At 70.3% G+C, this 13162-nt stretch carries 16 protein-coding genes; 5 read left to right on the forward strand and 11 right to left on the reverse strand.

All coding sequences use genetic code 11. The features are described 5' to 3' along the window. Positions 1-42 precede the first annotated feature (42 nt). The 3 genes from AB0877_RS07925 to AB0877_RS07935 are packed head-to-tail and all read left to right on the forward strand — an operon-like array spanning position 43 to position 1294. On the forward strand, positions 43-501 hold the full coding sequence (locus AB0877_RS07925) for an SRPBCC domain-containing protein (RefSeq protein ID WP_366607742.1): 459 nt from the start codon (positions 43-45) through the stop codon (positions 499-501). After that, complete coding sequence (locus tag AB0877_RS07930; RefSeq protein WP_366607744.1) at positions 498-848, forward strand: metalloregulator ArsR/SmtB family transcription factor; 351 nt, start codon at positions 498-500, stop codon at positions 846-848. Before AB0877_RS07925 ends, AB0877_RS07930 begins: the two co-directional genes overlap by 4 nt. Before the next feature lie 2 nt (positions 849-850). Then, positions 851-1294 (forward strand): SRPBCC domain-containing protein, encoded by a 444-nt coding sequence (locus tag AB0877_RS07935; RefSeq protein ID WP_366607746.1) that lies wholly within the window; start codon positions 851-853, stop codon positions 1292-1294. Here the strand turns inward: AB0877_RS07935 and AB0877_RS07940 are convergent. From AB0877_RS07940 to AB0877_RS07965, 6 genes are all read right to left on the reverse strand, one after another. After that, the gene (locus tag AB0877_RS07940; protein ID WP_366607748.1) at positions 1278-2549 is read right to left on the reverse strand and encodes an MFS transporter; all 1272 of its coding nucleotides are present in this window, start codon (positions 2547-2549) and stop codon (positions 1278-1280) included. The genes AB0877_RS07935 and AB0877_RS07940 overlap by 17 nt on opposite strands. Before the next feature lie 81 nt (positions 2550-2630). Further along, a complete protein-coding gene (locus tag AB0877_RS07945) occupies positions 2631-2831 on the reverse strand; it encodes a hypothetical protein (protein WP_366607749.1) in 201 nt (66 codons plus the stop codon). Positions 2832-2929: 98 nt separating this feature from the next. After that, entirely contained in the window at positions 2930-3661 is a 732-nt protein-coding gene (locus AB0877_RS07950) for a class I SAM-dependent methyltransferase (RefSeq protein ID WP_366607751.1), read from the reverse strand. Positions 3662-3884: 223 nt separating this feature from the next. Then, entirely contained in the window at positions 3885-4247 is a 363-nt protein-coding gene (locus AB0877_RS07955) for a PH domain-containing protein (RefSeq protein WP_030337500.1), read from the reverse strand. 10 nt (positions 4248-4257) lie between these two features. Then, positions 4258-5013, reverse strand: a complete 756-nt coding sequence (locus AB0877_RS07960) for a methyltransferase domain-containing protein (protein WP_366607753.1) — start codon at positions 5011-5013, stop codon at positions 4258-4260. After that, positions 5010-5894 carry a LysR family transcriptional regulator gene (locus tag AB0877_RS07965; protein ID WP_366607755.1) on the reverse strand — a complete coding sequence of 295 codons (885 nt, stop codon included), beginning with the start codon at positions 5892-5894 and terminating at the stop codon, positions 5010-5012. Before AB0877_RS07965 ends, AB0877_RS07960 begins: the two co-directional genes overlap by 4 nt. A gap of 114 nt (positions 5895-6008) precedes the next feature. On the opposite strand from AB0877_RS07965, the gene AB0877_RS07970 reads away from it, so the two are divergent. After that, entirely contained in the window at positions 6009-6452 is a 444-nt protein-coding gene (locus AB0877_RS07970; protein WP_366607756.1) for a VOC family protein, read from the forward strand. Here AB0877_RS07970 and AB0877_RS07975 read toward each other — a convergent pair. Next, positions 6439-6747 carry a 4a-hydroxytetrahydrobiopterin dehydratase gene (locus tag AB0877_RS07975; RefSeq protein WP_357602244.1) on the reverse strand — a complete coding sequence of 103 codons (309 nt, stop codon included), beginning with the start codon at positions 6745-6747 and terminating at the stop codon, positions 6439-6441. The genes AB0877_RS07970 and AB0877_RS07975 overlap by 14 nt on opposite strands. A 183-nt stretch (positions 6748-6930) precedes the next feature. Between AB0877_RS07975 and AB0877_RS07980 the strand changes: the two genes are divergently transcribed. Beyond that, positions 6931-7377, forward strand: a complete 447-nt coding sequence (locus AB0877_RS07980; RefSeq protein WP_366607758.1) for a (deoxy)nucleoside triphosphate pyrophosphohydrolase — start codon at positions 6931-6933, stop codon at positions 7375-7377. A gap of 227 nt (positions 7378-7604) precedes the next feature. Here AB0877_RS07980 and AB0877_RS07985 read toward each other — a convergent pair whose 3' ends face one another. The 4 genes from AB0877_RS07985 to AB0877_RS08000 form a co-directional block, all read right to left on the reverse strand. Beyond that, positions 7605-8669 carry a succinate dehydrogenase/fumarate reductase iron-sulfur subunit gene (locus AB0877_RS07985; RefSeq protein WP_366607760.1) on the reverse strand — a complete coding sequence of 355 codons (1065 nt, stop codon included), beginning with the start codon at positions 8667-8669 and terminating at the stop codon, positions 7605-7607. Continuing rightward, the gene (locus tag AB0877_RS07990) at positions 8666-10594 is read right to left on the reverse strand and encodes a fumarate reductase/succinate dehydrogenase flavoprotein subunit (protein WP_366607762.1); all 1929 of its coding nucleotides are present in this window, start codon (positions 10592-10594) and stop codon (positions 8666-8668) included. Before AB0877_RS07990 ends, AB0877_RS07985 begins: the two co-directional genes overlap by 4 nt. A gap of 12 nt (positions 10595-10606) precedes the next feature. Further along, the gene (locus AB0877_RS07995; RefSeq protein ID WP_124859396.1) at positions 10607-11413 is read right to left on the reverse strand and encodes a hypothetical protein; all 807 of its coding nucleotides are present in this window, start codon (positions 11411-11413) and stop codon (positions 10607-10609) included. Between the two features lie 263 nt (positions 11414-11676). After that, complete coding sequence (locus AB0877_RS08000) at positions 11677-13083, reverse strand: metallopeptidase TldD-related protein (RefSeq protein ID WP_366607764.1); 1407 nt, start codon at positions 13081-13083, stop codon at positions 11677-11679. Between the last annotated feature and the right edge of the window lie 79 nt (positions 13084-13162).

The following is a 13162-nucleotide window of genomic DNA, read 5'->3' on the forward strand; positions in this document are numbered from 1 at the left end:
TCGTAGGTTAAGTGCAACCAAAGGTTGCGAAAGGTTGTGGACATGGAACAGGGAACGATCGAACGCGACATCCACGTCAACGCGTCCCCCGAGGTCGTCTTCGAGGTGGTCAGCCAGCCCCAGCACATGCGGGAGTGGTGGCCCGACGACGCGCGGTTCGAATCCGTCGCCGGTGCGCCCGGCGAGCTGGTCTGGCGCGACGCCGACACCGGAGAGACGAAGACCGTGGCGATCGCCGTCGTCGAGGTCGACCCGCCCAAGCGGTTCGCCTTCCGGTGGTGCTTCACCGAGCCGGACCGGAACGGGCAGGCGCTCTTCGTCACCTTCGACCTGGTGCCCAGCGGTGGCGGCACACTGATCCGGATGACCGAGACCGGGTTCCGTGAGCTGGGTTGGGAGGTCGCTGTCCTGGAAGAGCAGTACCGCGACCACGAGAACGGTTGGGATCACTACATGCCCCGGCTGGGCGAGTACATCGTGCGGCTGGTCGCGACCCCATGAGCGCGGTGGTCGACGACGAGCTGTGGTCGGCAATCGGCGACCCGATCCGTCGTACGATGATCGATCTTCTTCTCGCTGACGGGCCCGGCACGGCCACCTCGTTGAGCAGACGGCTACCCGTCACCCGTCAGGCCGTCTCGAAGCACCTTGCGGTCCTCGACCGGGTTGGGCTGATCCACGCCGAACCGGCCGGTCGCGAGCGTCACTACCAGGTGGACGAGGCGCAACTCGCCCGCGCGGTCGCCCAGTTGTCGGCGGTCGGCTCGACCTGGGACGCCCGCCTCCGCCGGATCAAGCGCATCGCGGAGACGATCGAACACCACCGCATCAGCAACCAGGGAGGCTGAAAATGGTCGACATCCTGCACCAGGTCGGCGTCGTCGCTCCACTTGCCGACGTCTACCGCGCGGTGGCAACCCCCGAAGGCGTCGCCGGCTGGTGGTCGGTCGACACGACCGGCAAGAGCGAGGTCGGCGGGCAGTTGGCCGTCCACTTCGGTGACGAGGGCGGGTTCGACCTGGAGATCCTTGAGCTGGACCCGGCCGGCCGGGTGCGGTGGCGGGTCGTCGGTGGCCCGGAGGAGTGGATCGGCACCGAGATCAGTTGGCGGCTCGCCCAGCGGGGTCGGTACACGATCGTCGACTTCACGCACGCGGCGTGGCGCGAGCCGACCGAACTCATGCACGAGTGCAGCACCAAGTGGGCGATCTTCCTGATGAGCCTCAAGGAGTTGGTCGAGACGGGGCGCGGCCGGCCGGCGCCGGACGACGTCCAGATCAGCGACGGGCACTGACCTCGGTGTTGGTTGGGCCGCCGGGGGATCGCACGCTTCGCCGCGAGATCGCGATCCCCCCGGCGGTCAGGCCGAGAGCGGCTATCGCCACCGCACAGAGCAGCAGCGTCGGGCGTGCCCCGAGGGCGCTCACCAACGGCCCGCCCAGCATGGTGCCCAAAGGCACCGCCAGCACGAGGATGGCGCCGTTCGCGGCCAGCACCGCCGGGAGCTGCGTGGTCGACGTGCTGCGCTGGAACAGCGCTATCGAGGTCGACCGGTAGGGCGCCCAGATGACGCCCGCGAGCGCGAAGGCCGGCAGCGACAGGCTGACCGGTGCGCCCAGGCCGAGGGGCAGCATGGCCACCCCGAACCCGATGACGATGCCGATGGTGGTGGCGCGCAGCGGCCAGTCGCGAAGGTGGCCGGCGATCACACCGCCGACGAGCCCGCCGAGACCGAAGGCGGTGTAGTAGGCGCCGAGCAGCGTCGCGGACGCGTGCAGGTCGTCGGTGATGTGAATGGGCATCGCCACGTACACCGGTCCGAAGAGGAAGAAGAACCCGAGGCTCAACACCAGCAGGCCCAGCAGGGCGGGGTTGTGGCGGATGACAGCGAAACCGGCCGTCCGCGACGCGCCGCGCTCGGCCCGCTGGACGCCGCCGGCGTCGGGAAGGGCGAAACGGTACGTGAGGGCCAGCACGGCGAAGGTGACGGCGTCGACAGCGATCACCCACACCGGGCTCACCCAGCCGATCAGAACGCCCGCCAGCGGCGGGCCGACGATGGTGGCGGATGCGGCGATGGTGGTGAGAAGGGCGTTCGCCGGCAGGTGGTGCTGTGGCGGCAGCAGCTCGGCGATCAGGGTGAAGCGCCCGGCGGTTCCCCACGAGTGCAGTAACGCCGAGGCGGCCAGCAGGAGGACGTACAGCCAGACGGTGAGCACACCGGTGAGGTGCGCGAGGGGGATCGCCGCGAGCGCGCTGGCCCGCAGGATCGCGTCCCACCCGGCGAGTTGTGCGCCGCTGCGCCCGCGCAGCAGCCGACCGAAGACGACGGTCCCGGCCGCGCTGGGCAGTGTGTACGCCGCAATGGCCAGCGCGAACCAGGTGCGATCGTGCGGGGCGAGTTGGATGGCGAGCCAGGTCACCGCGACCACCGCCAGGCCGTCCCCCAACGCGGAGACGGCCAGCCCGGGTAGGACGCGTCGGAGCCGAGGGTGACTGACCACCGGCCAGTACGGAGAGGAGCGCGGGAATCGGGCGGCGTCTGTCATGAAAGTCAGCTCACCCGGCGCGGGACCCGCGGATCAACACCTACTGCTGGCAGCAGAATCAGCCGAGGGTGAACGGCCGGGTCACCGGTTCGAGCCGTCGTTTCGGCGGGCAGCACGGAAGGACGAGCCGATGCTGGCCACGATCGAACCCACCGAGGCGAGCGACACCGCCACAGTGCCGGCCGTGTCGGCCCCGCCGTCCCCGGTCACCTTGAGGATGATGCCGGTGACCATGAGGACGACCGACAGGGCCAGGACCACATGGATGGCTCGTCTGCTCATGGCGGCATCTCACTCTCGGTCGGCGGGGGATCGACTCGGGTTCCTTGACGTCGGGGCGATGACTGCTCGACTTTCCGGAACCCGAGCCGATCAAACCGCTACTCCGTGCGGTAGACCGAGATGTGCGACGGACTGTCGGCCTGGAACGGTCGCCGGTGCCAGTCGGCGTACCGCTCGGTGAGCCGGAGCCCGGCCCGCTGCGCCATCTCGTCGATCTGGTGCGGCCAGGCGTAGCGCATGGCGAACGGCTTCAGGTGCACACCGTCCCCGTCGAACGTGATCGTCTGCCGGATGAACCGCTGCGCCGGCCGGTCGTACCGGTGCAGTCGGATCGTCGCGGAGTCCTCGGTCACGGCATGTACCTGCACCTGCTCGTGGCGGTCGAAGTCACGCGGATCGGGCACGAACGTCTCGATGACGAACGCGCCGCCGGGCGACAGCACCCGGGCGACGTTGCGGAAGCAGTCCGCCTGCCGCTCGGCGTCCACCAGGTTGAACAGGGTGTTGAAGACCAGGTACGCGAGCCGGAACTCGCCAGGCACCGGTACGTCCGCCATGTCGGCGACGACCACCGGGATCTGGTCGCCGCCGGGTTTCGCCCGCAGGTGCGCGAGCATCTCCTCGGACGCCTCGACGCCGTGCACGGCGAGGCCGCGTTCGGCCAGCGGCAGCGCGACCCGGCCCGTGCCGATCGCCAGTTCGAGAACCGGACCTCCGTCGGCCAGGTCGGCCAGGAAGTCCACGGCTGGCGCGGGGTCGGGGTTGCCGGGGCCGTCGTAGTCGGCGGCCCAGAGTCGGCCGAAGAGGCCGGGATCGTCGAAGACCGACATCAGCGGCCTCCGGGGTTGGGGTCAGTGGCGCTGCGCAGCGCCAGGGGAACAGTCCTGCTCACGAAGTCTCGATTCGTCGGGTCGGATGACGGTCGGTTCGGGGGACTTCGTCGTGTTGGGCATGGTGGCTGCTCCCTTCGCGTGACTGTCGACCGAGGACACCAGAGACGCCGAGGGCCCGGCAAGGCAATTACGCCAGCCGGGCCCCCGACGGGACGTGCGGTCAGGAGATGTGGTGCAGGATCACGTTGTGCACGTGGTGGCTCTTCTGCGCGCCACGGAACTCCACCTCGTAGGTGTGCGTACCGACGTGGATGGCGATGGCGCCGGTGGAGAAGAACGACCCACCCCACGACTTGTTGCTGACCACGCTCACGCTGGTGATCTTCGAGTACGGGATGCTCGTGATCGCGAACCGCTTGCCGACGAACGAGCGGTCCTGAATGATCACGCGCCGGTCGGTCAGCCCGATGAAGCCGGTGCCGGTGCCGACGGCGTCGTAGACGGCGATGATCTGCTCGCCTTCGAGGAGGCCACTCTCGATCTGCTGGACCTGCTCCTTGCGGTCGTACGCGATGTTCGCCATGTGCTCCAGGTTAGGAAACCGGTGCCAACGTGCCGACCCGGGCGACGACCACGAACTCGCCGTCGCCGAGGCCGACGGGCTCGCCGAGCCAGCCCCCGTGAACCCGGTCCACGACGAAGCCCGCCCTGGTCAGCGAGGTGCGCAGCTCGGCCTCGGTGCGGAAGCGCAGGCTCGCCGCGCTGAGCAGTTTCTCCCCGTCGTCGAAGAGGTAGTGGTGGGTGAAGTCGACCACTCCGTCGCGTACCCCGGTGACCTCGGTCCACGCGCGGACCTGGCCGCCGTCGGGCAGCGTGACCACCCGGTGCGAATCCACCGGGTTCCACCGCTCCCAGCGACGGTCCGCCGGGTCGCGGGCGTCGAACACCAACCGGCCGCCGGGCACCAGCGCCCGGGCCAGGTCGGCGAGGGTACGCGCCCACTCCGCGTCGTCCACGAAGAACTGCGCGACGTGGCTGGTCAGCACCGCCACGTCGAACGCCCGCTCCGGCAGCAGCGCCGAGGTGCCCTCGATCCAGGTCACCCGATCACCACCCGGTCTGGCGCGGGCGGCGGCCAGGGACGCGCCGGCCGGGTCCACCCCGGTGACGGTGTGGCCGGCGGCGGCGAGGGCGACGGTCAGCCGGCCGGTGCCGCAGCCGAGGTCGATCACCCGGGCGGCCGGGGTCTCGTCGACCACTGTTCGGAAGAAGTCGTCGTCCGGCCCCCACCGGCACTCCGCGTCGTACACCGGGACCAGCCGGTGGTGGCGGAACTCGGCGTGCCTCATCGGGGGTTCGCGTCGGTCGCGGCGCGGACGAACTCGCGTACCCGGGTGGTGGTGTTGCTGGGCAGCCAGACCGGCCCTCGTTCGATCGGTGGCGCGTCGTGGATGGGCACGTACGCCACGTCGGGGCGCGGGTAGTAGCGCCGCGTGTGCTCGCCCACCGGCAGGACTCCCCGGCCCAGCGCGACCAGGGAGAGCATCTCGGAGAAGGTGTTGCCGGCGGGCCCCTTCGGCACCGCCCGGCCGGACGGGGTGCGCTCCGGGGTGCGGTCCCGCTTGAACTCGGACGAGGTCACCGTCGGGTACTGCACCACCGGGTGATCGGCGAGCACCTCCAACGACACCGACCGTTCCCGGGTGAGCGGGTGCCCCGCCGCCACCGCGAGCGCCCGGTCCTCGCAGAGCAGCGCCGGGCCGGTGGCCATGCCGTCGAACGGGTACGAAGCGATCAACACGTCGGTCGAGCCGTCGAGCAGCCCGGACCGGCTGGTGGACAACTGCGCCTCGTGCACTTCCACCCGACAGTCGGGGTGCCGTTCACCGAACAGGGCCACCGCCCGGAGCAGCGCCGGCGCGGTCCACTCGCCGAGAAACGCCACCCGCAGCGTCCCGGTCACGCCCCGGGCGGCGTCGGTCGCGCGGCGGACGGCCTCGTCGATGCCGGCCACCAGCGGGGCCAACTCGTCGGCGAGCTGTCGGCCGATCGGGGTGAGCCGGACGACCCGACTGGTACGGGCGAACAGCGGTGCGCCGATCTGGCGCTCCAGCTTCTTCACGATGTGGCTGACCCGGCCGGTGCTGACAGTCAACCGCTCGGCGGTCCGGCCGAAGTGCAGTTCCTCAGCGAGGGTCAGGAACGTCTCGACCTCGTACCGCTCCAGCACACCAGTCCCATCGTTGACCTGTGGGCAACGATCGTAGCGGCATCAGGTCTTGGTCGGCGTCCCTCGTCCGGGGATCGTGAACGCGGCAGGGAAAACCGAGCGGGAGGCTCCGAGATGAGCATTGACAATGACCTGGCCAGCGCGGTGCGGGTAACCGGTCTCGACCATCTGGTGCTGACCGTGGCCGACGTGGAACGGTCCCTGAGCTTCTACTGCGACCGGCTCGGGCTGGCACCGGTACGGGTCGACGAGTGGCGAGCGGGCACCGTCCCGTTCCCGTCGGTGCGGATCAGCTCCAACAGCATCATCGACCTCGTCCGCGGCGAGCCGCAGGGCGCGAACGTCGACCACTTCTGCCTGGTGGTGGCTCCACTGGACTGGGCGCAGGTGATCGAGTCGGGGGTCTTCACAGTGCTGACCGGCCCGGTCAGCCGGTTCGGTGCGCGCGGTTCGGCGACCTCGATCTACGTACGGGACCCGGACGGCAACTCGGTGGAGCTGCGCTGGTACCCGCAGGACGCCGGGTCGGATGCGGAGACGGTCGTCAGCCCTCGGTGACCGCCCGGTAGGCGTCCTCGATCCGGGCGGCCAACAGCACCTCGCCCTCGGTCAGCGGCTCGCCGCTGCCGTGCCCGACCCGGATCTGGGTGCTGTCGGCCCGGCGGCTGATCTCGGGCCGCAGATGCAGCGCATCCGCGACGACCTTGACCCGTTCAGTTAGTGCGGCGTGTTGGGTATCGTCGATCACGAGCGTCCGTCGGATCTGCTCGCCCTCGCGCGTCCAACCAGATAGCAAGGTCAACGCGTCGGAAAGGTAGTCGTGCTTGGCCCTGCTGCTGAACAGCACGCGCATCACCGCACCCCCCAAGCGCCGTTGCCGGCTTGTGGCCAAATCGTCGCCATCCCGTGTCTTGTCGGTGTCCCCTAGTCTCTCGCTGCCCGGAGGGGGTGTCCACGCCCACACTTCCGTGTCTTATTGGCCTAGCGGACGGCTACGGTACCCAAACCGCCGATTGATCTGGCACCCTGGACGCCCGTGCGGACCGAACGGGCGAATGATGGCGGGCAGGCCGAACGACGGGACCTGAAGGTGATCGTCGGTGCGGCGATCATCCGGGATGGGCGGGTGCTCGCCTGTGCGCGTTCCGCCCCACCCGAGGTGGCGGGCATGTGGGAGTTTCCGGGCGGAAAGGTCGAGCCGGGGGAGGCCGAGACCGACGCGTTGATCCGGGAGTGCGCCGAGGAGTTGGCCGTACGCGTCGAGACCGGCGACCGGGTTGGCCGCAACGTACGGATGGCGCACGGCCGCTCGGTGCTCAAGGTGTACGCGGCCCGCCTGCTCGGCGGTGACCAGCCGCAGGCGCTGGAGCACCAGGCGCTCCGCTGGCTCGCGGCCGACGAACTGGACTCGGTCACCTGGCTCCCCGCCGACGCCCCCATCGTGGCCGCCCTCCGCCCCCTCCTCCTGCGCAACTCTCGTTGATCATGAAGTTATTGCCAAGACACGCGCGCGTGAGGGCAATAACTTCATGATCAACGGCCCGGGTCCCGGGTCCCGGGTCCCGGGTCCCGGGTCCCGGGTCCCGGGTCCCGGGTCCCGGGTCCCGGGTCCCGGGGCCGGGCCCGGGGCCGGGGCCGGGGTTGGGGTGGGGTTGGGAAGTGGGACGGGGGCCGTGGCGACAGCCACGGCCCCCGTTTCTGTTCGGGTTGTCAGTGCTTGTTGTCCTGCTCCGGGTGGGCGAAGTTGAGGTGCTCCGGAGGCAGCGGGAAGGTCACGTCGTCGCCGAAGGGCGACGGCGCGGCGGCCCGGTCGAAGGTGAGCTCGGTCAGCGGCAGCTTGCCCCGGTCGTCGACCGCCGGAGCGGTCGGGTGGGGCACCTCCCGGTGCCAGTTGACGCCGCTCTGCGCCTGCGCCTCGGCCGCCGAGTCGTGGGAGCCACCCGCGTGCGAGTGCACCCCGCCCCGGGCGGAGCCCGGCGTCGCCGAGCCCGTACGGGCGGTGGTCACGCTGGTCTGGGGCGTCTCGCCCCGACGGAAGATCTTGCTACCAAGCCACACAAGGGGATCGTACCTGCGGTCGACGACCCGTTCCTTCATGGGGATGATCCCGTTGTCAGTGATCTTGATGTGCTCGGGGCAGACCTCGGTGCAGCACTTGGTGATGTTGCAGAAGCCGAGGCCCTGTTCGGCCTGCGCGTACTCCTTGCGGTCGGTCCGGGCGTCCAGCGGGTGCATGTCCAGCTCGGCCGCCCGGATGAAGTACCGCGGACCGGAGAACGCCTGCTTGTTCTCCTCGTGATCGCGGATCACGTGGCAGACCGTCTGGCACAGGAAGCACTCGATGCACTTGCGGAACTCCTGCGAGCGCTCCACGTCGACCTGCTGCATCCGGTAGTCACCCGGCGCCACGTCCGCCGGAGGGGCGAACGCCGGGGTCTCCCGTGCCTTCTCGTAGTTGAACGAGACGTCGGTGACCAGGTCCCGGATGACCGGGAAGGTGCGCAGCGGGGTGACCGTGACGGTCTCGTCGTCGCCGAAGGTCGACATCCGCGTCATGCACCCCAGCCGCGGCTTGCCGTTGATCTCCATCGAGCAGGAGCCGCACTTGCCGGCCTTGCAGTTCCACCGGCAGGCCAGATCGGGCGCGTCGGTGGCCTGCAGACGGTGGATGACGTCGAGGACGACCTCGCCCTCGTTGACCTCCACCATGTAGTCCTGGAGGTCGCCGCCGCTCTCGTCGCCCCGCCAGATCCGGAACTGACGCTTCCCGCTCATCGGTTGTCCGCCTCTCCAGCGTCGTCAACGAGGGCGTCGAAGTCGGCGAGCTCCTCGTCGGTGAGGTACTTGGCCAGCTCGGCCCGGTCGAAGAGGCCGATCAGCTCCGACCGCATCTTCGGCAGCGGCTTGCGGGTCAGCTGCACGGTGTCGCCGTCCAGCGCGCAGACCAGGTTGACCTGCCGCCACTTCGGCTCCATCGTCGGGTAGTCCTCCCGGGTGTGCCCGCCGCGCGACTCCTGCCGCTCCAGCGCCGCCTTCGCGGTGCACTCCGAGACCACCAGCATGTTGCGCAGGTCCAGGGCCAGGTGCCAGCCCGGGTTGTAGCGTCGGCCGCCGGCCGCGCTCACCTTGGCCACCCGCTCCCGCAGCTCGGCGAGCCGGACCAGCGCGTCGGCCAGCTCACCCTCCCGGCGGATGATGCCCACCAGATCCCCCATCACCGCCTGGAGGTCCTGCTGAAGGGTGTACGGGTTCTCGCCGGTGTCCCGTTGCAGCGGCGCGAGGGCGGTCTCCACGGCCGCCTCGACCTCGTGCACGGCCACCTTCGGTCGGGCGGTCAGCCCGTCGGCGTAGCTGGCCGCGTGCCCGCCCGCCCGCTTGCCGAAGACCAGCAGGTCGGACAGGGAGTTGCCGCCGAGGCGGTTGGAGCCGTGCATGCCACCGGAGACCTCACCGGCGGCGAACAGCCCGCGTACGTGGCCGAAGGCCGCACCCGAATCCGGGTCGACCTCGACGCCGCCCATCACGTAGTGGCAGGTCGGGCCGACCTCCATCGGCTCGGCCGTGATGTCGACGTCGGCCAGCTCCTTGAACTGGTGGTACATCGACGGCAGCCGGCGGCGGATCTCGTCGGCCGACCGTCGGCTCGCGATGTCCAGGAAGACGCCACCGGCGGGGGAGCCCCGGCCGGCCTTGACCTCGCTGTTGATGGCCCGGGCCACCTCGTCGCGGGGCAGCAGCTCCGGCGGGCGTCGGTTGTTGTCCGGGTCGGTGTACCAGCGGTCCGCCTCCTCCTCGGTCTCCGCGTACTGCTTGCGGAAGACGTCGGGGACGTAGTCGAACATGAACCGCTTACCCTCGGAGTTCTTCAGGACGCCACCGTCACCACGCACCGACTCGGTGACCAGGATGCCCTTCACCGAGGGCGGCCAGACCATGCCGGTCGGGTGGAACTGGAGGAACTCCATGTTGATCAGCGTCGCCCCGGCGCGCAGCGCCAGCGCGTGCCCGTCCCCGGTGTACTCCCAGGAGTTCGACGTGACCTTGTAGGAGCGCCCGACGCCACCGGTGGCCAGCACGACCGCCGGCGCCTCGAACAGGATGAACTCGCCCGACTCGCGGTAGTAGCCGAACGCGCCGGCCACCCGGTCACCATCGAGCAGCAGCTCGGTGATGGTCGTCTCGGAGAACACCCTGATCCGGGCGTCGTACGAGCCGAACTCCCGCTGGTCCTCCTGCTGAAGCGAGACGATCTTCTGTTGGAGGGTGCGGATCAGCTCCAGCCCGGTCCGGTCACCCACGTGCGCCAGGCGCGGGTACTCGTGGCCACCGAAGTTACGCTGCGAGATCTTGCCGTCCTTGGTGCGGTCGAAGAGCGCACCGTACGTCTCCAACTCCCAGATCCGCTGCGGCGACTCCTTCGCGTGCAGCTCGGCCATCCGGAAGTTGTTGAGGAACTTGCCACCGCGCATGGTGTCGCGGAAGTGCACCTGCCAGTTGTCCCGGCTGTTCACATTGCCCATCGCGGCCGCGGCGCCGCCCTCGGCCATCACCGTGTGCGCCTTGCCGAACAGCGACTTGGAGATGATCGCGGTCTTCTTGCCGGCCAGCCGGGCCTCGATCGCCGCGCGCAGACCGGCGCCGCCGGCCCCGATGACGACGACGTCGTAGTGGTGTCGTTCGATGCGAGTGGTTGTGGTCATGTCAGGGGCCCTTTAGTTGATGAACCGCAGGTCGGAGAACCAGCCGGCAGCGAGCGCCATGATGTAGAAGTCGGCCAGCGCCAGGGTGCCGAGGGTGATCCAGGCGAGCTGCATGTGCCGGACGTTCAACGCCGAGACGAACGTCCAGGCCTTGTACCGCACCGGGTGCTTGGAGAAGTGCTTGAGCCGGCCGCCGATGATGTGCCGGCAGGAGTGGCAGGAGATCGTGTACGCCCAGAGCATCACCACGTTGAGCAGCAGGATGATGTTGCCCAGCCCGAAGCCGAAGCCCTTCGGCGAGTGGAAGGCGAGGATCGCGTCCCAGGTGTTGATCAGCGAGATGATCGCGGCGGCGTAGAAGAAGTAGCGGTGCAGGTTCTGCCCGAGCAGCGGGAAACGGGTCTCACCGCCGTACTCCTTGTGCCCGTCCGGGACCGCGCAGGCCGGCGGCGACAGCCAGAACGACCGGTAGTACGCCTTGCGGTAGTAGTAGCAGGTGAGCCGGAACAGCAGCAGGAACGGCAGGGTCAGCGCGGCGTCCGGGATGATCCACCAGCCGGGCAGGAACCGGCCGAAGTGCGAGGCCTCCTCGACACACCGGTCGGTCACGCACGGGGAGTAGAACGGGGTCAGGTAGTGGAACTGATCCACCCAGTACCACTTGTGCATGAAGACCCGGACCGTCGCGTACGCGACCCAGGCGCTGAGCCCGATCACGGTGATCAGCGGGGCGAACCACCATCGGTCGGTACGCAACGTCTTCGCCGCGATGGCGGCGCGCGCCCGCGCCCCCTTCGGCCTCGTTGCCGTTGAAGTCATTCGAGTCGTCTCCTCGACGGGCCCGTACGGGCGGGCTGGTCTCTCTCCGGTCGGCACGCGGACCGGCGAACCCGCACCCGCTGCCACGTCATGCGCACACCAACGACCACGCCGGATCGACCGACGCAGCTAAGTGACACACGTTACGCCGATCTCCGCGAGCCGTCCGCGCAAGGGAGTGTCCCGTGTGTCTGGCCTGCGGAAAAGCCCTCGCCGCGCCGCTTTTGGCGCGTCGCCGACATCGGCGAGCGTGGCCGACACCGTCAGCCGGAAGCTCCTCCGGTGAAGTGCCAGGACGCCAGCCGCAGCGAGGGGGCCGCCCACCAGGCACCGTCCACCCGGTCCGGTTGGCGCACCGCCCGCGCGCCGAGCCCGAGCACCGCCCCCGGCCCGAGCGCCCGCGGGTACGACTCGATGAACCGCAGGTCACGGACCGCCCGGACGACAGTGCCGTCCTCGATCAGCCAGACGCCGTTGCGGGTCAGCCCGGTGACGACGAGGCTCTTCGGGTCGAGCACCCGGGTGTACCAGAGGTCGGTCACCAGCAGCCCCCGGCGTACGCCGGCCACCAACGCGGCGGTGTCCGCGTCGACGACCGCCCCGGCCGCCGCGCCGGTGGTGCTCCGGCCCACGGCGCTGGCCGGCCCCGCCACCGCGCCGCTCAGCCGCAGGTTGCGGGGCATCGGCCCCCAGGTGGCTCCCCCCGCGACCGCGTGCCCGGTGGACTCCGCGCCCGCCTCGGCGGCGGTCCGCCGATCGTGCGCCACCGCCCGGGTGGTGCCCGCCTCGACGAGCGTCAGCGCCCGTCGGCCGGTGCCCTCGGAGTCGAACGGCAACCCGGACCCGCCCAGCGGGTCGTCCACCACCGTCACCGCCCTGTCGAACTGGGCCGCGCCCGGCTCGGCGAACGACTGCCGCTCGGCGTACCGCTTGCCGTTGAAGCCGTAGAAGGACAGGTTCTGCAGGAGATCCGCCACCGCGGCCGGCTCGAACACCACCTCGTAGTGCCCCGGCGGCAGCTCCACCGGGTCGGCCGCCGCCCGCACCTTCGCGGCCGCCTGCGCGCCCAGCTCGGCGCCGTCGAGGTCGGACAGCCGGTCGGTGCTGCGCCGGGCCACCCCGTCCGCGCCGTCGAGGCGGGCGATGCCGTCCATCGCCGCGTCGACCGAGCGGCCGTACGCCGAGTGCCCGGCCGAGTTGGCGAACGCCGACGAGCGGTGCGCGGTGCGGCAGTAACCGGCCGTGCTGAGGCCCCCGGCGGCGGCCACGAACGCCCGCACCCGATCGGCCCGCTGATCCGGCTCAGCGTGCGCGGTGGCCTCGTCGACGGGCGGGGCGTCGGGCGTGGGCATGGGCGGGGTAAGCCCCGGCCAACCCGGGTCGGGCGGGCAGAGCCGCGCCGCGGCCAGGGTGCGCTCCACCAGATCGGACGTCCCGTCGGCGGTGACCACGCTGCCGCCACCGGCAGCCGTCCGACCGTCGACGTGCACCCGCAGTCGGACCCCGACGGTGGACTCGGAGACGTTCTGGTGGATGCCCGAGTTGGCGAACCGGGTCAGCGCCAGGTCCGCCCGCGTCACCACCGCCTCGGCCTGCGCGGTCGGCCCGCCAAGACGCCGCACCAGCTCCACCACCTGCCCCGCCAGCTCCAACTCCGTCTGCCCAGTCATGCCGAGCCACCTTTCGTTCGCGACTGCGGGGCGCGCAAACCCGGCTCACTCCTCGCGCTCACGCTGGGCCACCTTTCGT

The sequence above is a fragment of the Micromonospora sp. NPDC047644 genome, from assembly GCF_040704315.1.
Taxonomy (GTDB): Bacteria; Actinomycetota; Actinomycetes; order Mycobacteriales; family Micromonosporaceae; genus Micromonospora.